At 66.4% G+C, this 19,415-nt stretch carries 13 protein-coding genes; 8 read left to right on the forward strand and 5 right to left on the reverse strand.

Features of this window, described 5'->3' with window-relative positions; genetic code table 11:
* Positions 1-77 precede the first annotated feature (77 nt).
* Positions 78-1,460 carry a dihydrolipoyl dehydrogenase gene (gene lpdA, locus NFC73_RS10790; RefSeq protein ID WP_254750056.1) on the reverse strand — a complete coding sequence of 461 codons (1,383 nt, stop codon included), beginning with the start codon at positions 1,458-1,460 and terminating at the stop codon, positions 78-80.
* A 282-nt stretch (positions 1,461-1,742) separates the two neighbouring features.
* On the reverse strand, positions 1,743-3,269 hold the full coding sequence (locus NFC73_RS10795) for a leucyl aminopeptidase (protein WP_254750058.1): 1,527 nt from the start codon (positions 3,267-3,269) through the stop codon (positions 1,743-1,745).
* Positions 3,270-3,530: 261 nt separating this feature from the next.
* Here NFC73_RS10795 and NFC73_RS10800 point away from each other — a divergent pair, with 261 nt between their 5' ends.
* From NFC73_RS10800 to NFC73_RS10815, 4 genes are all read left to right on the forward strand, one after another.
* Positions 3,531-4,469 carry a proteasome assembly chaperone family protein gene (locus NFC73_RS10800; protein ID WP_254750060.1) on the forward strand — a complete coding sequence of 313 codons (939 nt, stop codon included), beginning with the start codon at positions 3,531-3,533 and terminating at the stop codon, positions 4,467-4,469.
* Between the two features lie 69 nt (positions 4,470-4,538).
* The gene (locus tag NFC73_RS10805; RefSeq protein WP_254750062.1) at positions 4,539-5,894 is read left to right on the forward strand and encodes an MFS transporter; all 1,356 of its coding nucleotides are present in this window, start codon (positions 4,539-4,541) and stop codon (positions 5,892-5,894) included.
* Positions 5,895-5,975: 81 nt separating this feature from the next.
* On the forward strand, positions 5,976-7,235 hold the full coding sequence (locus NFC73_RS10810; RefSeq protein ID WP_254750064.1) for a DUF4192 domain-containing protein: 1,260 nt from the start codon (positions 5,976-5,978) through the stop codon (positions 7,233-7,235).
* Positions 7,236-7,486: 251 nt separating this feature from the next.
* Positions 7,487-8,788, forward strand: coding sequence for an RNA polymerase sigma factor (locus NFC73_RS10815; protein ID WP_254750066.1), 1,302 nt, complete (start codon positions 7,487-7,489; stop codon positions 8,786-8,788).
* A gap of 170 nt (positions 8,789-8,958) precedes the next feature.
* Here NFC73_RS10815 and NFC73_RS10820 read toward each other — a convergent pair whose 3' ends face one another.
* Complete coding sequence (locus NFC73_RS10820; protein ID WP_056345317.1) at positions 8,959-9,180, reverse strand: DUF7455 domain-containing protein; 222 nt, start codon at positions 9,178-9,180, stop codon at positions 8,959-8,961.
* A gap of 255 nt (positions 9,181-9,435) precedes the next feature.
* Here NFC73_RS10820 and NFC73_RS10825 point away from each other — a divergent pair, with 255 nt between their 5' ends.
* The gene (locus NFC73_RS10825; protein WP_254750068.1) at positions 9,436-11,544 is read left to right on the forward strand and encodes a DNA gyrase/topoisomerase IV subunit B; all 2,109 of its coding nucleotides are present in this window, start codon (positions 9,436-9,438) and stop codon (positions 11,542-11,544) included.
* Positions 11,545-11,562: 18 nt separating this feature from the next.
* Here NFC73_RS10825 and NFC73_RS10830 read toward each other — a convergent pair whose 3' ends face one another.
* Together NFC73_RS10830 and NFC73_RS10835 are read right to left on the reverse strand one after the other, a co-directional pair.
* Positions 11,563-12,600, reverse strand: coding sequence for a M56 family metallopeptidase (locus tag NFC73_RS10830; RefSeq protein ID WP_254750070.1), 1,038 nt, complete (start codon positions 12,598-12,600; stop codon positions 11,563-11,565).
* 6 nt (positions 12,601-12,606) lie between these two features.
* Entirely contained in the window at positions 12,607-12,993 is a 387-nt protein-coding gene (locus NFC73_RS10835) for a BlaI/MecI/CopY family transcriptional regulator (protein WP_254750072.1), read from the reverse strand.
* A 261-nt stretch (positions 12,994-13,254) separates the two neighbouring features.
* Here NFC73_RS10835 and NFC73_RS10840 point away from each other — a divergent pair, with 261 nt between their 5' ends.
* Genes NFC73_RS10840 through cydD form a run of 3 tightly spaced genes read left to right on the forward strand, consistent with a single transcriptional unit; the run spans position 13,255 to position 19,411 of the window.
* Positions 13,255-14,847, forward strand: coding sequence for a cytochrome ubiquinol oxidase subunit I (locus NFC73_RS10840; protein ID WP_254750074.1), 1,593 nt, complete (start codon positions 13,255-13,257; stop codon positions 14,845-14,847).
* 22 nt (positions 14,848-14,869) lie between these two features.
* Entirely contained in the window at positions 14,870-15,919 is a 1,050-nt protein-coding gene (cydB, locus tag NFC73_RS10845; RefSeq protein WP_254750076.1) for a cytochrome d ubiquinol oxidase subunit II, read from the forward strand.
* A 6-nt stretch (positions 15,920-15,925) separates the two neighbouring features.
* Positions 15,926-19,411: a thiol reductant ABC exporter subunit CydD gene (cydD, locus tag NFC73_RS10850; RefSeq protein WP_254750078.1), complete on the forward strand. Its 3,486-nt coding sequence runs from the start codon at positions 15,926-15,928 to the stop codon at positions 19,409-19,411.
* Positions 19,412-19,415: the final 4 nt, after the last annotated feature.

Consider the following 19,415-nt stretch of genomic DNA (forward strand, 5'->3'; position numbering starts at 1 on the left):
TGTTCGAGCTTAGTGCACCCGGCGGATCACGCCGGGTGCACCAAACCCTGATGTCATGCGGTAAGACGGGGAGGCTGTTAGCCGTGGAGGGCTTTGCCTGCGAGTGCAAGGTGGGCTTCGCCGAGGGACTCGTTCTGCGTCGGGTGGGCGTGCACGAGCTGTGCCACGTCCTCCGGGTAGGCTTCCCAGTTCACGATGAGCTGGGCTTCACCGATCTGCTCGCCCATGCGGGCGCCGATCATGTGAACGCCCACCACCGGACCGTCCTTCTGGCGGACCAGCTTCACGATGCCGCTGGTGCCCAGGATGGAGCTCTTGCCGTTTCCGGCCAGGTTGTATTCCTGGGTTTCCACCTGGTCCTCGCCGAACTTCTCCTTGGCGCCCTTCTCGGTGTAACCAACCGTCGCGATTTCCGGTTCGGAGTAGGTGACCTTGGGGATGTTGACATCCTCTACGACCACCGGCTTCAGGCCGGCGATTTCCTCGGCGACGAAGATGCCCTGCTGGTAGCCGCGGTGCGCCAGCTGGACGCCGGGGACGATGTCGCCGACGGCGTAGACGTTCCCCACGCCGGTGTGCAGGCGCTCGTTGGTGATGACGAAGCCGCGGTCGATGGTGACGCCGGCATCCTCGTAGCCAAGGTTGGCGGTGACAGGACCGCGGCCCACTGCAACGAGGAGGAGGTCGGCTTCGAACGTCTTGCCGTCCACCAGCGTGACCTTGACGCCGTCGTCGTTCTGCTCCACGCCCTGGAAGAAGACGCCGGTGGAGAACTTGATACCGCGCTTCTTGAACGCCCGCTCGAAGTTCTTGACGATGGTCGCGTCCTCGTTGGGTACGAGCGAGGGCAGGCCTTCGACAATGGTCACGTCGACGCCGAAGGACTTCCAGACCGAAGCGAACTCGACGCCGATCACGCCGCCGCCCAGGATGATGGCGCTCTTGGGGATGTAGTCCATGGTGAGGGCTTCGTCGGAGGTGATGACCTTGCCGCCGATTTCCAGGCCAGGCAGCGTGCGGGAGTAGGAACCCGTGGCCAGCACGATGTTCTTGCCCTTGTACGCCGTGCCATTGACAGTGACGGTGTCCGGGGCCGTGAGCTTGCCTTCGCCCTCAATGACGGTGATGCCCTTGGACTTGATCAGCCCCTGCAGTCCCTTGAACTTGCCGGCGATGATGCCGTCTTTGTAAGCGTTGACAGCGGTGATGTCGATGCTGTCCAGGGTGACGTTCACACCGTACTTGGCGGAGTCACGGGCGTGGTCGGCCAGTTCGGCCGAGTGCAGCAGTGCCTTCGTGGGGATGCAGCCGTTGTGCAGGCAGGTGCCGCCCAGCTTTCCCTTCTCCACGAGGCCGACGGTGAAGCCAAGCTGAACGGCCCGCAGGGCAGTGGCGTATCCGCCGCTGCCGCCACCGAGTACCAGGATGTCGAATTCTTGCGCAGTTGCCTGATCGGCCACTAAAACGCTCCCTCGCGTGAACGATGACGCGAGCGTACGCATCATCTGGTCTTGGAACTTGTACTGCCGTGATTATGCCAGCAGGTAAGTTCTCTTGCATTTGTGACTACCGTGGTTCACCTTAGCGAACCACTTATCCATGCTCCACCTTGCCGCCGTGTTTGTGGAGCGCTTGTGGTGAGTGTCACGCGGCCGTGTGGCCAAGGGATCACGGCCCGTCCTGCAGTGGCAGGACAAACAGCCGCGTGACAACTCAACAGCAAAAGTCAGTGACCCGTGGGGTCAGACGGCGGCAGCCAGGACGTCTTCCACGTATGCCACCAGGGTGCGGACCGTGCAGCCCGTGCCCTGCTTGTGGGTGTAGCCGTAGGGGCTCCCGCTGTTGAATGACGGGCCGGCGATGTCGATGTGTGCCCAGGGGATCTGCTCCCCGTCCTTGCCCTTGCCCACAAACTCACGCAGGAAAACGGCAGCCGTCATCATGCCGCCGTGGCGTTCGCCGATGTTGGCGAGGTCGGCCACCTGGGAGTCGATGCTCGGGCGCAGCTCTTCCGGCAGCGGCATGGGCCACACCAGCTCGCCTGCACGGTCGGCGGCGGCCTTGAGCGGGGCGGTGACGCTGTCCGAGCCCATCACGCCGGCGGTCCTGTTGCCGAGGGCGATGAGCTGCGCACCGGTGAGGGTGGCGACGTCGATGATGGCGTCAGGGTATTCGAGGCTCGCCGCGACGATGCCGTCCGCCATGACCAGGCGGCCTTCGGCATCGGTGTTCAGCACCTCAACGGTCTTGCCGCCGAACATGGTGAGGACGTCCGCAGGCCGCGAGGCGGCGCCGGAGGGCATGTTTTCCGCGATGCAGAGCCATGCGGTCGTCTTCATCGGCAGGCCCAGTCCTGCGATCGCCAGCACTGTATTAAGGACGACGGCGGCGCCCGCCATATCGCTCTTCATGTCCCCCATGCCCAGGGCCGGCTTGATGGAGATTCCGCCGGTGTCGAACGTGATGCCCTTGCCCACGAGTGCGATTTTTGCGGTGGCCTTGGCGGGGGCGTATTCAACCTTCACCAGGCGGGGCTGGCGGGTGGACCCCTTGCCCACGCCCATGATGCCGCCGAAGCCTTCTTTTTCGAGGCGCTTTTCGTCCCAAACCGTCACCTTGACCGGCAGGCCCTTGGACAGTTCCTTGGCGGCCTCGGCGAAGGACTCGGGGTAGAGATGGCTGGGCGGCTGGTTGACAAGGGACCGCGTGGCGTTGACGGCTTTGCCGATCAGACCTGCCCGCGTCAGGGCCGAGCGCAGCGCATCATTGGCGGCAACGTCCGTGTAGATCACCGCGTTGCGGACCGGATCCTTGAGCCCGTCGTTGGACGACCGGTACTCGGTGAACGAATAGGCTCCCAGGGCGGCACCTTCGGCGACTGCCGCGACGTCGGCGACCCCCGACGTCGGGAGCGCGAGGACCACGGTAGGCAGGCCGCTGAGCTGGCGGACGGCGGAACCTGCGGCACGCCGCAGGGCCTCTTCGGTCAGCGGGCGACCAGCGGCCACCTTGCCGACGCCGGCGAGGACCAGGACCCCGGAACCCGTTTCCGGCAGGCCGGGCAGTCGGACCACCTGGTCAGCGGCGCCGGTGACGCCCAGGACCTTCAGGGAGTCTGTGAGCGCTTCAGCCGATTTTGCGGTCAGCGGATTCTCCAGCAGGACGGGACCGTCCGATCCCTGTCCCACGCCGATGACCACGGCGTCACTGGGGGTCCTCTTCAGGTCCTTGGCGAGGGTACTAAGGTTGATTTCAGTATTCTTGACCACGGGGTAAGTCCTCAATTCTCGAAAAGGCTGTTCGCGCTGGTATGGATGTCAGGCGCTCGGCCACGGAAATCCGGTGGCCGTCCGATCGGGACGTCGCCGGGGTGCCGGTAAAACCCGTCCGGCAGGCCATTCACGATCGTAGCCGCTGCGGGCCGCGGCAGCGGAATCTCCTGAGACCTGCGCCACACCGGCTGGTGGAATTCCGGGGTGCCTGGCTGCGTTGTACAAGATATTCACCCGACTCCTTGAAAGGACGACGCCGTGCTTGAACGGATTTCCGGTTCCCTGCTGGACCCCGATGCGCTCTATGCGAGCAACATCGAGCTGTTCCACAGCCCGGCGCTCCGCGGGCTGAACCTGGTGATGGGTTTCACCGGCTTTGCCGATGCCGGCCACGTGGTAAGGCAGATCAATGCGGAGCTCCTGGACACCCTCGACGCCGTGCCGGTTGCGGTGTTCGACGCCGACCAGCTCATCGACTACCGGTCGCGGAGGCCCCACATCTCCTTCGTGGAGGATCATCTGCAGGACTATCAGGAGCCGAAGCTGGCACTGTACAAGCTGACGGACGGTCTCGGCAGCCCGTTCCTGCTGCTGGCCGGTTTTGAACCCGACCTTCAATGGGAGCGGTTCGCACGCGCCGTCGTCGGCATTGTGGAAAAACTGGACGTGAACCTCGTGACCTGGATCCACTCCATTCCCATGCCGGTGCCGCACACGCGTCCTGTGGGTGTGACCGTCCACGGCAACCGTCCGGAACTGATCGAGGGCATTTCGGTCTGGAAACCCACCGTTGACGTTCCGGCGGCCGTAGGGCACATTCTGGAGCTGCGGCTGATGGAGGCTGAGCGCAATGTTGCCGGCTACGTGATCCACGTTCCGCACTACCTTGCCGATGCGGAGTACCCGCCCGCTGCCGTAGCCGGACTTGAATTCCTCGGTGCCGCGACGTCCCTGATGCTGCCGGCGGACCGGCTGCGCGAAGCGGGCCGGGAAGTGGGCCGCCAGATCGCCGAGCAGGTCGCCGCCTCGGAAGATGTCCAGCAGGTGGTCTCCAGGCTGGAGGAGCGCTACGACGAGAAGGCCGAGGGCACCGTCCGGCGCTCCCTCCTGGCCGATGAAAACGACGAACTGCCCAACGGGGACGAGCTCGGCGCGGCAGTGGAGGCCTACCTGGCCCGCGAGAACCCGCACCCGTAGCCCGCCCCACGGCGTCCGCCTGGCAGACGCCTGCCCTGGTCCGGGCAGCAACCCCGGCATAATGAGGGGGTGACTGCACCCCGAGCCTGGCTCATCTGGACCATCGGCATCTTCGCCTACCTTGTGGCCGTCTCCCAGCGCACGTCATTCGGTGTGGTGGGACTGGAGGCCACCGAGCGCTTCCATGCCGGCGCGTCCGCCATCTCCTTCTTCACGGTGCTGCAATTGCTGGTCTACGCGGGCCTGCAGATCCCCGTGGGCCTCCTGGTGGACAGATTCGGCTCGCGCGCCATGATCGCCGGTGGAGCCGTCCTGATGGGTCTTGGCCAGCTCCAGTTGGCCTTCGCCGACACCATCCCCGGCGGTGTGGCGGGGCGGGTTCTGGTGGGCGCCGGGGACGCCATGACCTTTATTTCCGTGATCCGCCTGATTCCGTTGTGGTTCGCGCCGGCCAGGGTTCCCCTGGTCACCCAGCTGACGGGCATGTCAGGCCAGCTCGGGCAGCTTTTCAGTGTGCTTCCCTTCGCCTTTGTCCTCCATTCCTTCGGCTGGACCTCCGGTTTCCTGATGCTGGCGGGCATGGCGGGCATGGCAGTTGTCCTGGTGCTGGTGCTCTTGAAGGACCACCCGCCCGGTGCGCCGGCGCCTCAGGCGCAGCAGGGGTTGAAAGCCACAGGCGCCTCGCTCGCGCGGGCATGGCGCCAGCCGGGCACCCGGCTCGGGATGTGGAGCCACTTCACTATCCAGTTCAGCGGCACCGTCTTCGCCATGACCTGGGGATATCCGTTCCTGATCTCGGGGCAGGGCCTGGATGCCGGAACCGTGGCCGGCCTGATGACCTTGTACGTTGCGGCGGCGATGGCGGTGGGCCCCTTCATTGGGCAGTTCGTCTCCCGTCACCCGCTTCGCCGGTCAACGATGGTCCTGCTCATCGCCGGCGCCACAGCCGCTGCCTGGGCCGCGGTGCTGCTGATGCCGGGCCGTTCCCCGCTATGGCTGCTGGCGTGCCTGGTGGTCGTCCTGGCCATCGGGGGGCCAGGCTCGATGATCGGGTTTGATTTCGCACGGACGTTCAATCCGGCGCACAGGATCGGAACCGCAACGGGCATCGTGAATGTGGGTGGCTTCATCGCGGCCCTAGTGGCTATCTTCCTGATTGGCCTGGTGCTGGACGTCCTGCTGGCCAGCGGCTATTCCGGCGGCGTCCTGTACGGGCTGGAACCGTTCCGGATCGCACTCAGCGTGCAGTTCCTGCTCCTGGGCTTTGGCGCCGCCATGACGGTTGTCTGCCGGCGCAAAGTACGGCGCCAGATGGCAGCGCAGGGTGTGGTGGTGCCGCCGCTCCTTCGGGCCATGGCGCAGCAGCGGCGGGCGAACCAGCGGCGCCGACCGTCCGTGTCCAAGGACCGCGCGGGCAAAGACTGACACCTTTCCTGCACAGGCAGGTTATTCACATACGGTAAATTGGCGCTTCACCGCGGCTCGCGCGACGCCAAAGCTGGAACCATGAAACCTTCAGAACACCTGACCGTCCGAGGCCCTGAAGACATCCTCGGGTTCATTCCGCATTCCCTTGGCTACTGGCCGGCCGACAGCCTGGTTGCGATGACCCTGCAGGGGAACCGCCTGGGAGCAACCCTGCGGCTGGATCTTCCCGGCCCGGAAACCCTCGCGGACCCGCGGGACTACGCCCGCACAGTGCGCGATTACCTCCTGGCTGACGAGAATGCCGATGGCGCCCTGCTGGCCTGTTTCACCAACGACGGCTGGATGGAACCACCTGGAACATACCGCGGGCTACTGGACGCCTTGCAGACAGTCCTTGGCGCCGCGGGCATGCCGGTGCGGGACGCCTGGTATGTCGGCGACGCCTTCTGGCGTGATGCCTTTTGCACCGATCCGTCCTGCTGCCCCTCGCCGGGCCGGTCGGTTCAGGCGATCCGGGACAGCATGCTTAATGCCGAGATGGTCTTCCGCGGCAGCAGCGTCGGGCCCGCGCCGGAGGACGGGGCGCACCCTCCACCCCTGCTCCCCGGCGAGGACCGGGCAGCCGTCCTTGCCTCTGAGGCCACGTGGGCGGCACAGCTGGACCGGCGGCGGGGGAGCAGGGAACAGTTCGGTCAGCTGATGGTCCAGTGGGAGGCCCTGCTGGCCAACGAGCCTGGGCCTCTGCCCGTCAATGACGTTGCCTTCCTACGCGCGTCGCTCCGGGTCCCCGCCTGGCGTGACGCCGTCCTGGTGATGGCCGCCGCCGGTCAGGCGGCTGCCCTGGCGGGTGCCGAGATGTTCGGGATCTTCGATGTCGGCTGCATCCTGGCTCCGGTGGGGCCCGTACTCGCGGGGCCCATACCATCCGGACTTCCAGCGTCGGGAGCCGGACTGGCAGGACGGGAGCCTGCCGGAACGGGTGCTACCGGACCCGGTACGCGCAGCATGCCGGGCATTCCAGGATATGGCGACGTCCTGTTGGGACTGGACCCGGAGGTTCCTGCCTGGCACACCCTTAACAGCCTGGACAAAGTGCTGGAACAGCTCTCGGCGTGCGGCGGGCAGGCCGGTGCAGCCGCGCTGACCGGGCGTGGGTGGATCGCGTGGTGCAGGGGGAGGGGCTCCTACGCTGCTGCGTACCTCGGCCGCGCCCTTGACGAGGAGCCAGGCTACCGGCTCGCCGAACTCATGCTGGAGATGGTCCGGCGCGGCACCCTCTGCGGCTGGGCTGCACGGAAGGAGGCCGCCTGGCGGAAATTCGAACCGGATGCAGCCTGACCGGTTGTGATGGGGGCAGCGTTGAGGTCGGGTTTGGGAAAATCGTGAGACAATGGTTGCCGAGACCCGGTTGGGTCCGTGAATCAAGTGCATGTGATGAAGCCCGGTCGGGAACATTACAGCCGCCCCGGCAGTTCTACTTGTAGACTCTGCCGGCCGTGGTTGCACCTGATATTCATCACGGACTTGACAGGGTCATAGTGGTGTTGCCCGTATGGTGATTCCACAGACCGCCGCTAGAAAGGTTTTCTGTGACCCCGTCTTCCGCGAAGAAGGAACCCGCCGCCCAGGACGATTTGTCCCCTGAGGCGAAGCAGGCTGCAACGAACGCCAAGCGAGCAGCGACGCGGGCAGCCAACAAAGCCATCAAGGATGCCTCCGGTGACACCGGCTTGGACGGCAAGCCTGAGCCCAAGAAGCGCGGGCCCAAGCCCGGCGCCAAAGCCGCTGCCGAAGCAGCCGGAAAATCAGCCCGCGGCGACGATGACGAAGACGTTGAGGAGGACCTCGACGACATCAACATCGCCGACGACAGCGAGATCAACGCCGCCAAGGCCGCATCAGCAGCAACGGGCAAGGGCTTCGTCTACTCGGATGCCGATGATGACGACGCCCCTGTCCAGCAGGTGATGTCGGCCGGCGCCACGGCTGACCCCGTCAAGGACTACCTCAAGCAGATCGGTAAGGTTGCGCTGCTCAATGCCGAGCAGGAAGTCGACCTCGCGCTCAGGATCGAAGCCGGACTCTTCGCCGAAGAGAAAATCAACGCCGACGATGGCTCGATGGACCCCAAGTTCAAGCGTGAACTTGAGTTCGTCATCCACGACGGCAAGCGCGCCAAGAACCACCTGCTCGAAGCCAACCTCCGCCTCGTGGTCTCGCTGGCCAAACGCTACACCGGCCGCGGCATGCTGTTCCTGGACCTCATCCAGGAAGGCAACCTGGGCCTGATCCGCGCTGTCGAGAAGTTCGACTACACCAAGGGCTTCAAGTTCTCCACGTACGCCACGTGGTGGATCCGCCAGGCCATTACCCGCGCCATGGCAGACCAGGCCCGCACCATCCGTATCCCGGTGCACATGGTTGAAGTCATCAACAAGCTGGCCCGCGTGCAGCGCCAGATGCTCCAGGACCTGGGCCGCGAACCCACGCCCGAAGAGCTGGCCCTCGAACTGGACATGACTCCCGAGAAGGTCGTCGAGGTCCAGAAGTACGGCCGCGAACCGATCTCCCTGCACACCCCGCTGGGTGAAGACGGTGACTCCGAGTTCGGTGACCTCATCGAGGATTCCGAGGCCGTGGTTCCCGCCGATGCCGTGAGCTTCACGCTCCTGCAGGAACAGCTGCACTCCGTCCTGGACACGCTGTCCGAGCGCGAAGCCGGCGTGGTGGCCATGCGTTTCGGTCTCACCGACGGCCAGCCGAAGACTTTAGACGAAATCGGCAAGGTCTACGGTGTTACGCGTGAGCGCATCCGCCAGATCGAGTCCAAGACCATGTCCAAGCTCCGCCACCCCTCACGGTCGCAGGTGCTGCGGGACTACCTGGACTAGATCAGGACTCAGGCAGCGCGGGTCCCCTTCCGCCCGTCATCTTCGGATCGATGGGCGGAGGGGGGCCCGCGTTTTCCTGTCTGGGGCTTCATGGCAGGAGTTAACGACAAGAGAGGACCCCCCGGCTGGAGGGGTCCTCTTCGAGGTGTATCAGGTTGTGGTGCGCCTGGTCAGTCGACGGACACGGGAGCCTTCTCGTGAAGCCTGCCCGTCTCGTCGTGCCAGTCTGAGCTCAACGGCCTCAGCGTCGCCTCGATTGCACGGGCATGGTGGCCGCAGAACAGCAGCTCACCGCCGGAGGACTCGAGTACAACGCGGACATACGCCTGAGCCCCGCAACGGTCGCACCGGTCCAGTGCGTTGAGTGTGCGGTCTGCCACTGCTGTTGTCATGTCGGCCTCCTTAGTAGATCTGTATGTCTATATAACCAGTATTCGTACCAGTCCCATCGCAAGGACGGGTCAAGTTCGCTGTCCGCGTAGCCTCAAGAATTGATCAAGCCGCCGGGTTCGGTCACGGGAAGATAACGAGTGGCCTGCCCACAGCCCGTGGGAAGTGTGGCAGGACTCTGTCTGCGGCCGCGCCGACTAGGCTTGATGGAGCGCCCGCAGCGCCAGCTGTTCCGTCACTGAAGGAGTACACAACCCGTGGCACCAAGTTCTGATTACACCGCCCGGCACCTTTCTGTCCTGGAGGGCCTCGAAGCCGTCCGCAAGCGCCCAGGCATGTACATCGGTTCCACCGATTCGCGCGGGCTGATGCACTGCCTCTGGGAGATCATCGACAACTCGGTGGACGAAGCCCTTGCCGGATTTGGGCACGACATCAAGATCATCCTGCACGCGGACAACTCGGTGGAAATCCACGACGACGGCCGCGGCATCCCCGTGGACATGGAACCCAAGACGGGGCTCACCGGCGTCGAGGTGGTCTTCACCAAGCTCCATGCGGGCGGCAAGTTCGGCGGCGGGTCCTATACGGCCTCCGGCGGCCTGCACGGCGTGGGCGCCTCTGTCGTGAACGCCCTGTCTGCGCGCCTGGACGTTGAAGTGGACCGCGGCGGCAAGACTTACAAAATGTCGTTCCGCCGCGGCGAGCCTGGGCGCTTCAAGGACCAGGGATCCAAGCTGGACCCGTCGGCGGTGTTCGCGCCGTTTGTGGACGGCTCGGTGCTGGATGTTGTGGGCAAGGCGAAGCGTGGTGTGACCGGGACCCGGATCCGTTACTGGGCAGACCGCCAGATTTTCACGCCGGACGCCAAGTTCTCCTACGACGAACTGGCCGCACGGGCACGACAGACCTCCTTCCTGGTACCGGGACTCAAGCTCACCGTCCGCGATGAGCGCAGGCTGCCAGGTACCCCCGGTGAAGCAGCCGGCCACGAAGAGGTATTCCACCACGACGGAGGCCTGTCCGAGTTCGTCGAGTTCCTCGCCGCCGATCCCGCCGTCACCGACGTCTGGCGGCTGCACGGCTCGGGCAAATTCAAGGAAACCGTGCCGGTACTCGACGAACGGGGCCATAGCCAGCTCGCCGAGGTTGAACGTGACTGTGAAGTGGACGTGGCTCTGCGATGGGGCATCGGCTATGACAGCACCGTCCGCAGCTTCGTCAACATCATTGCCACGCCCAAAGGCGGAACCCACCAGTCGGGCTTCGAGCAGGCGCTGGTCAAGACGTTCCGGAAAGCAGTGGAGGCCAACGCCCGCAAGCTGAAGGCCGGCAACGACAAGATCGAGAAGGATGACATCTTCGCCGGCCTGACAGCTGTCCTGACGGTCCGGCTGGCCGAACCGCAGTTCGAGGGCCAGACGAAGGAAATCCTTGGCACCTCCGCCGTCCGCGCCATCGTCTCCAAGGTGGTGGAGCAGGAGATCACCGCAAAGCTGAATTCAGCCAACCGGAACGACAAAGCCCACTCAGCGCTGCTCCTGGAAAAAATCGTCAGCGAGATGAAGTCCAGGATTTCCGCGCGGGTGCACAAGGAAACCCAGCGGCGCAAGAATGCCCTGGAAACCTCGTCCATGCCCACCAAGCTTGCCGACTGCCGGACGGACGACGTCGACCGTTCCGAACTGTTCATCGTGGAAGGCGACTCTGCACTGGGAACCGCCAAGCTGGCGCGGTCCTCGGACTTCCAGGCGCTGCTGCCCATCCGCGGCAAGATCCTGAACGTGCAGAAGGCGTCCGTAGGGGACATGCTGTCCAACACGGAGTGCGCTGCGCTGATCCAGGTAGTGGGTGCGGGATCCGGACGCAGCTTCGACATCAACGCGGCCCGGTACGGCAAGGTCATTCTTATGACCGACGCCGACGTCGACGGTGCCCACATCCGGACCTTGCTGCTGACACTCTTCTTCCGGTACATGCGCCCCATGATTGACGCGGGACGGGTCTATGCTGCCGTGCCGCCGCTGCACCGGGTGGAGGTCATCAACGCCGGGCAGAAAGCCAACGAGATGATCTACACCTACTCGGAGGCGGAACTGCATGTGCTCCTGGCCCGGCTGGCCAAGGAAGGCAAGCGCTACAAGGAACCGATCCAGCGGTACAAGGGCCTGGGCGAGATGGACGCCGGACAGCTTGCCGAGACCACCATGGACCCGCGGCACCGGACGCTGCGCAAGGTGGGGATCGAGAATGCGAAGCATGCCGAAGACACGTTCGACCTGCTGATGGGATCCGATGTTGCCCCCCGCAAAGACTTCATCATCGCCGGCGCCTCCAGCCTGGACCGGGAGCGGATCGACGCCTGACGGCTCACGCCGGGGGGATCAGCCCAGCAGGCCCGGCACGATCAGCAGGGCGGTGGGCACGGCCAGGAGCAGGGCGGAGCCGGCAAGCACCATCCCGCGGGCGGCGGCAGGCAGCTGCGGCTCGGGGGACAGCAGCCGACTGACCCGGGAAATAGTGGTCCGGGCAGAACCTGAGACCGCGCCGGTGGGCGCCTCAAGCCCGTCCAGGGCAAGGCCGGGGTGCGCGGACGGCATGGCGGCGGCTGCCATGCTTCCCGGCATCCCCGCCCCCATTCCTGTCGTCATACCCGCCGCCATACCTCCGGTGGGGCCGCTGGCAACAATGGCGATCGCCTTGATGAGCGTGGCCTTGCTTTCCGTCTTCAGCGCGACGTCGTCCGCCAGCATTTCGATGAGCGAGTTCACCGCCTCCTGAGCGAGGCGGGTGGTAGGCAGCCAGGGGAGCGCCTGGCGCCACGCGGCAAACGCCCAGAGCAGGAGATGGTGGCGCTGGCTGAGGTGGGCATTCTCGTGGCTCAGGACGGCCCGCAACTCAGCCGGCTCCAGCGCGGCCATCAGGCCGTCCGAAAGTACCGTGACGGAGCGGGCCCCGCCGGGCAGGCAATAGGCCACGGGTGAATCGTGGCTGATGACCACCGTGCGGGCCGCGTCGACGGACGGGGCGGCCAACAGGGCCAGGAGTTCCCGGTGCCGGCGCCGCTGCCGTTCGATCTTGTAGTAAGTCAGCAAGAGGGTGAAGACCAGGTGGGCGGTGAGCAGCGCCGCGGCGGACAGGGCGAACAGATGCCAGAAGCCCAAGGCCGTGGTGGGCGCGTTGAACAGGACCATATCCGCCAGCCCGCGAAGCCCGGAGATGAGGTTGTCGCCGATCGGTTCGAGCCCGTAGACCAGCATGGCGCCGATCATGGACAGCCCGCCCGCAAGTGCTATGGCCTGCCACAGCAGCATGGCCGTGAACGGTGACCGGGCAGGCCACGAGGCACGGGAAAGCAGGATAGGCACTGGCCACGCCAGGACTATCGCGAGGACCGCCAGCAGATACGAGGTCCAGAACATGGTCCGCTAGATGTGGCCAAGCAGCTTGCGCAGTGTTTCCGCTTCACTGTCCGTCACGGAGCCGATGAACCGTGCCAGCACGGCTTCACGGTCAGGCGCTGAGCCCAGCACTTCGTGCATCAGCTCCGCCGTGTGGTCTTCCCTGCTGGAAACGGCCTGGTAGCGGTGCGGCCGCATGCCGCGTTCACGCTCCACCAGGCCCTTCTTCTCAAGCCGTGAGAGGACGGTCAGGACCGTGGTGACGGCAAGCTCCTTGCCCTCATGCCCGGCAGCATCCCCGCTTGCCTCGGTGGTGGTTGCCAGTTTGTCGCGCAAGGTATTCGCGGTGGCTGCTTCGTGGCCCGCCCAGAGCAGATCCATCACTGCCCGTTCCAGTTCGCCAAGACTTGCCATTGCGATACATCCTTCGATTTCCCCGCACCGGGCCGTTGGCGGCCGCGGTGACTGCTCTAGCGATACATATACAAGAACAAATTTACCTGTTTTTCGCCTGAGTTTCTACGTACGGTAGAACACTCGGCGCGCCGCGGCCTTGTGGGAGCCACTTCCAGGTGGAACTGTTGGTTTACAGTGCCCGCCGCATTGTTCTACACTCTGTAGAAGTCAAAGTTCTACGTCGCGTAGAAAATAGCACCGCCAACCCGAGGGACTGCTGTGGAAGCTCTGGAAATCGCACGCTGGCAATTCGGCATCACCACCGTCTACCACTTCATGATGGTGCCTCTCACCATCGGGCTGGGCCTGGTGGTGGCCGTAATGCAGACGCTCTGGCACCGCACCGGCCAGGTGGAATATCTCCGGATGACCAAGTTCTGGGGCAAACTCTTCCTGATCAACTTCATTATGGGCGTGGCCACCGGCATTGTGCAGGAGTTCCAGTTCGGCATGGCCTGGAGCGAGTACAGCCGCTTCGTGGGAGACGTGTTCGGGGCGCCGCTGGCCCTGGAGTCGCTGCTGGCCTTCTTCGTGGAGTCCACGTTCCTGGGCCTGTGGATCTTCGGCTGGAAGCAGCTGAAGCCGGGCATCCACCTGGCCTGCCTCTGGGTGGCCGTGGTGGGATCGGTGTTCTCCGCCTACTTCATCATTGTCGCCAACAGCTGGATGCAGCATCCGGTGGGCGCGGAGATCATTGACGGCCGGCCGGTCATGACCGACGCCTGGGCCGTGTTCACCAACAACACCGCCCTGGTGGCCTTTCCGCACACGCTGATGGGGGCGCTGGCCGTCGCCGGCGGTTTCCTCCTTGGCATCGCCTGGTACCACCTCTGGCGCAGGCGCACGGACGGCATCGACACCATCGGCGCCGACGGGAAGGTGATTCCCGGCGAAGCGGCCATCCCCGGCCGTGACCGGACCGATTACAAAGTGTGGATCCGCTCGTTGCGGATCGGCGCCGTCGTCGCCATGATCTCGTTCGCCGGCACCGCCCTGACCGGCGACCTGCAGGGCAAGCTCATGTTTGAGCAGCAGCCCATGAAGATGGCCGCGGCTGAAGCCGCCTGCCACGACGGCACCGGCTTCTCCGTCCTCAGCGTCGGGAACCTTGGCTCTAAGAACTGCGACGAGATTGTGGCACTGATCGAGGTCCCGGGCATCCTGTCCTTCCTCGCCAAGGGCGACTTCACTACCGAAGTCAAGGGCGTCAACAGCCTCCTGGACCAGTACAAGGCCGACTACGGAACCCACCTGCCGGAGAACCCGATCTACGGCGAGCGTGCCGGCCAGGAGATCGAGTACGTCCCGGTCATGGAAGTCACGTACTGGGGCTTCCGGATGATGATCGGCTTCGGCGGCCTTGCGGCACTGGCGGCGCTCATCGCGCTGTGGGTGACCCGGAAGGGCACCGTGCCGGCGTCCCGCTGGCTGATGCGCCTGGCGGTGTTCGGCATCCTGGCCCCGTTCGGCGCCAACGCGGCCGGTTGGATCTTCACGGAGATGGGCCGGCAGCCGTTTGTGGTGGCACCCAACCCGGACCTGAACGGCATCGACCAGGTGTTTATGTTCACCGCCGCCGCAGTCTCACCCGGAGTCTCGGCCGGTGAGCTGCTGACGTCACTGATCGTCCTGACCGCCGTGTACGCCGCGCTGCTGGTGGTTGAGGTCAAGCTCCTGGTCAAGTTCATCCGGGGCGGTGTGGTGTCCGCGATGCCGGAACTGACCCACACCCCGGCCGACGAAAACGGGGACGCCAACAAGGGCCCCGGCACCGGCAAGCCCGCCGACGACGTCCTGGCATTCGCCTACTAAGAAGAGCAGAGGATACTCGAGCATGGAACTGCTGCCCACCATCTGGTTCATCGTCATCGCGGTGCTTTGGACCGGCTACCTCTTCCTTGAAGGCTTTGACCTCGGTGTGGGAATGCTGATGAAGCTTTTCGCGCGGAACAACACCGAGCGCCGGGTGCTGCTGAACACCGTCGGCCCGGTCTGGGACGGCAACGAGGTCTGGCTGATCACGGCCGGAGCCGCAACGTTTGCGGCGTTCCCGCTCTGGTACGCCTCGCTGTTTTCCGCCCTCTACCTCCCGCTCCTGGTGGTGCTGGTTGCCCTCATCTTCCGTGCCGTGGCGTTCGAATACCGCGGCAAGGGTGACACGGACACATGGCGGTCGCGCTGGGACTGGGCCATAGCCCTGGGCTCCTTCTTCGCCGCGTTCGGCATCGGCGCTGCCCTGGCCCTGACCACCACCGGCCTGCCGCTGAACGCGAACGGCGACCGCGAAGGAGGTGCGTTCGCGTGGTTCAGCGGCTACGCCGTACTGGGCGGGCTGGCCGTGGCGGGGTTCTCCCTGCTGCACGCGCTGGCGTTCCTCGCCTTGAAGACCGACGGCGACGTGCGCCACCGCGCGCGCCGCTGGTTCGTCCGGCTGCTTCCGGTCCTGCTGCTGCCTTTGGCGGGCTGGGCACTCATCATCCAGTTCCTGGAGGGCAAGCCGTGGACCTGGGCGGCCGTGATCGTGGCCGTCATTGCCGCAGCAGCCGCCTGGTTCCTGGCACGGCGGGGATCCGAAGGCCGGGCGTTTATGGCGATGGGGGTCTTCCTCATCCTCGGCAGCGCGTCAATCTTCGGTGCGGTGTTCCCGGTGGTGCTGCCCTCCACCCTGGACCCTGCTTTTGACCTCACTGTTGCCAGCGCGTCGTCGTCCGATTACACGCTCGGGCTCATGAGTGTGGTGGCAGCCGTTGGCCTGCCCCTGGTGATCACCTACCAGGCGTGGACCTACTGGGTGTTCCGACGCCGTGTCAGCGCGTCCCAGATCCCCGCGGCCCACAGCTTCCTGCCGGCCATTGCCGTCCGGGCATTCACCACGAAGGGCTGACCGGCCGTGCGCCCGGACTTTCCGGCCGGACCGGCCACACGCTCCGCCATCTACTGGCTTGGCCTGCTGGCAGCGCTGAAGGCGCTGTCACTGGTCCTGATGGGGCAGGCCGTGGCTGCCATGCTGGCCGGGCTGGCCACCGGCAACGGGTCGTGGGCCGAGCAGCTGCCTTGGGGCCTGGCGGGCGTTTTCCTGAGGTCCGCCACCGTCTGGGCCCAGGGCATCGCCGCGCGCCGCGCGGCGCTGGGCATCAAGGAGGAACTCCGCTCCGAGCTGCTGGCCCGGGCCCTGCGGAACGGTGCCCGGAGCACCGGCCCGGCCGACGGCGGGCTGGCCGTCCTGGCCACCCGCGGGCTGGATGCGCTGGACAGCTATTACCTGCAGTTCCTCCCCGCCCTGGTGAACTGCGCCGCGATCCCGCTGCTGCTCGGGGCCCGCATCCTGTTCACCGACTGGGTCAGCGCCGTGGTGATCGTCCTGACAGTTCCGCTCGTTCCGCTGTTTATGGTGCTGATCGGCCGCTACACCGAGGACCATGTCCGCGAGGCCCAGGAAACCCTGACACGGCTGTCCGCACACATGCTGGAACTCGCCAAGGGCCTTCCCATGCTGGTGGGGCTGGGCCGTGCCACCGCGCAGCGCAGGGCCCTCGAGGAGATCTCGGAGGAATACCGCACCAGGACCATGGGGACGCTGCGCACCGCATTCCTGTCCGCACTGGCGCTGGAACTGATCGCCACCATTTCCGTAGCAGTGGTTGCCGTATTCATCGGCGTCCGCCTGGTGCACGGCGACATGCCGCTTGAGGCCGGCCTCCTGGTGCTGATCCTTGCGCCGGACTGCTACCTGCCGCTGCGCGAGCTGGGCACCGCCCACCACGCCAGTGATGACGGCCGGGCGGCCCTGGCCGAGAGCAGGAAGGTCACTGAAGCACCCGAGCCGCGGCCGCTGCCAGCACAGGAAAGCGAAGCTGCCGCGTCCGACGGCGGCAGCCGGGGTTCCGTGCCCGGGTCCGGGGGAGTGACGGTCACCGGCCTCAGTGTCACGTACCCCGGACGGTCTGCTCCCGCCGTCGGGCCGTTAACGTTCGCTGCCCCGCACGGGCTGATCACTGCCCTGGACGGTCCCAGCGGCGCCGGCAAAAGCACCGTCCTTGGCGTGCTGGCCGGGACCATCGGGGACGGCGGCGGCACCACGGTTTCCGGCCGCCTCTCCGGCCTGGCACGCGACGCGATCGCCTGGGTGCCGCAGCACCCGGTGATGGTGGCGGACTCCGTGCTTGAGGAGGTCATGCTGTACCTCGGTGGCGGAAGGGGCTCAGATACGCCGGCAGCAGCCGAGGCGGCCACGGATTGTCTGGCCGCTGCGGCTGCCGGGCACCTCGCCGGACACCATCCGGCCGAACTGAGCCCGGGCGAGCTGCGGCGCGTTGCGCTGGCGCGCGGCCTGGCCCGCATCAGGTCCGGTGCCACCTTGCTGCTTCTCGACGAGCCCACCGCACACCTCGACGGCGTGTCGGCGGCGCTGGTGCAGGACTCGATCCGTGCCCTCCGGGGCCAGGTGACAGTCATCCTGGTGGCCCACGACCAGCAGACCCGCGAGCTGGCTGACCACCTGGTGCCTGTTTCCGCCCACGGCATCACGGCGCCCTCCGACGGAGCCGTGCTGACAGCAGGAGCAGAGCCGGCCGGAACCAGGGCCGCCGTGGAGCAAGAGGATGCCCCGGAAATTGTTGGGCGTCGCCCGGCGAGGACGCAGAACCTTGCGGCCGGGGATTCCCGGCCAAGCAGGACTGCCCGCCTCGTGGCCGGCCTGCTGGCTCCGGTGGCCGGCAGGTTCACCGGCGCCGCCGTGGTGGGCACCTTTGCCGCCCTGTTCGCCGTGGCGCTGTCCGGCCTCTCCGGCTGGCTCATCATCAGGGCCAGCGAACAGCCGCCCATCCTGTACCTGCTCACTGCCATCGTCGGTGTGCGGTTCTTCGGGATCGGGCGCGCCGTCCTGCGCTACTGGGAACGGCTCCTGCTCCACGACGCCGTCTTCGGCGCCCTCACCCGCCTGCGCGGCCGGCTCTGGGAATCACTGAGCCGGAAGGCTCTCTCGGTCCGGCGGCTCCTGCAGGGCGGCGACGTCCTGGGTACGGTGATTGACGACGTCGACACCGTCCGGGACCTGCTGCCGCGGGTTGTGCTGCCGCCCGCCACGGCGCTCGCCGTGGCCGGTTCGGCACTGCTGGCAACCGCCCTCGTGGCGCCTGCCGCGCTGTCGGCCGTTGCCTTGGCAGCAGCTGTCAGCCTGTTCGTCGCGCCGGCGGCCGCCCTATGGGGGGACCGCCGCTCGGCCACAGCGGAACAAAGCCTGCGGGCAGGTGTCCTGCGGCGCACGTCCGCTGCGCTGGATGCCCGGGCGGAGCTGCACGCGAACGGCATCGCCGGCACCGTTCTGGACGCGTTGCGCGCCGAGGACCGCCTGGCCACCCGGGCATCGCAGCGTTCCGCGTGGGCCGAAGGCCTCGGCCAGGCCATCACCGTCGCCGCCTGCGGCACAGCCGCCTTGGCTGCCGCCGTGCTGACCGCACCCCAGGTGCTGGCAGGAACTTTGGAGCCCGCCACGGCCGCGGTTGTTGTCCTGCTGCAGCTGGCGCTGGTGGAACCGTACGCGGCGGTGACGACGGCGGTGCGCCAGTACCCGGCGCTTCGCAGCGTGATGCGACGGGTCGGGGAGTCAGGGGTGCTGGAGGGCGGCGGCACCGGAACCGGGGACGGCGACGGGCTGCATGCTGTGCCCGCCCGTTCCGGTGCCGCCCCGGGGATTGAACTGCAAGGCGTCGGGGCGGCCTGGCCCGGCGGGGAACCCGTGTTCTCCGGGATCTCCGCAACGGCCGGACCCGGCACATGGCTGGCGGTCACCGGACCGTCCGGCGCGGGGAAATCCACGCTGCTGGCCGTCCTGCTGGGATTCCTGCCGGCCGCCACGGGCCGGGCCGCGGTGACCGGAACGGCGGCCTGGTGCCCGCAGGAGGCACACGTGTTCGATTCGACGCTGCGGGGCAACCTCATGCTGGGCGTCCATGCGCCGCCTGTCACCGGTGCTCCTGTCACCGGTGCTCCTGCCACCGGTGCTCCTGCCACCGGTGACGCCGAGCTGGAAGCGGCGTTGGCCGCCGTCGGCCTCAGTGCCCTGGTCTCGCGGCTGCCGGCCGGGCTGGACACCCGGATCGGGCCGGGTGGTTCCTTCCTCAGCGGCGGCGAGCGGCAACGGCTGGCCGTGGCGCGGACACTGCTGACGGGGGCCGAGGTCATCCTGCTCGATGAGCCCACGGCTCATCTGGACGCACAGTCGGGACGGGAAATGCTGGCAGACCTCCGCACCGGCCTGAAAGACCGCACAGTGGTCATGGTCACCCACAATCCGGCCGACATCCGGCCGGATGACGCCCGGCTGGAACTCCCGGCGTTGTCCCGGACGGGCACGGCTGCTTCGCTGGTGGGTTGAGTCC

The sequence above is a fragment of the Pseudarthrobacter humi genome (assembly GCF_024294965.1).
GTDB classification, from domain to species: domain Bacteria; phylum Actinomycetota; class Actinomycetes; order Actinomycetales; family Micrococcaceae; genus Arthrobacter; species Arthrobacter humi.

What these genes read in the sequence shown, in the direction of transcription:
- NFC73_RS10810 (WP_254750064.1), top strand. Translation starts at nt 5,976, where the DNA reads ATGAAACCTTCAGAACACCTGACCGTCCGAGGCCCTGAAGACATCCTC.
- NFC73_RS10820 (WP_056345317.1), bottom strand. Translation starts at nt 9,180, where the DNA reads ATGACAACAGCAGTGGCAGACCGCACACTCAACGCACTGGACCGGTGC.
- NFC73_RS10830 (WP_254750070.1), bottom strand. Translation starts at nt 12,600, where the DNA reads ATGTTCTGGACCTCGTATCTGCTGGCGGTCCTCGCGATAGTCCTGGCG.
- NFC73_RS10835 (WP_254750072.1), bottom strand. Translation starts at nt 12,993, where the DNA reads ATGGCAAGTCTTGGCGAACTGGAACGGGCAGTGATGGATCTGCTCTGG.
- cydB (WP_254750076.1), top strand. Translation starts at nt 14,870, where the DNA reads ATGGAACTGCTGCCCACCATCTGGTTCATCGTCATCGCGGTGCTTTGG.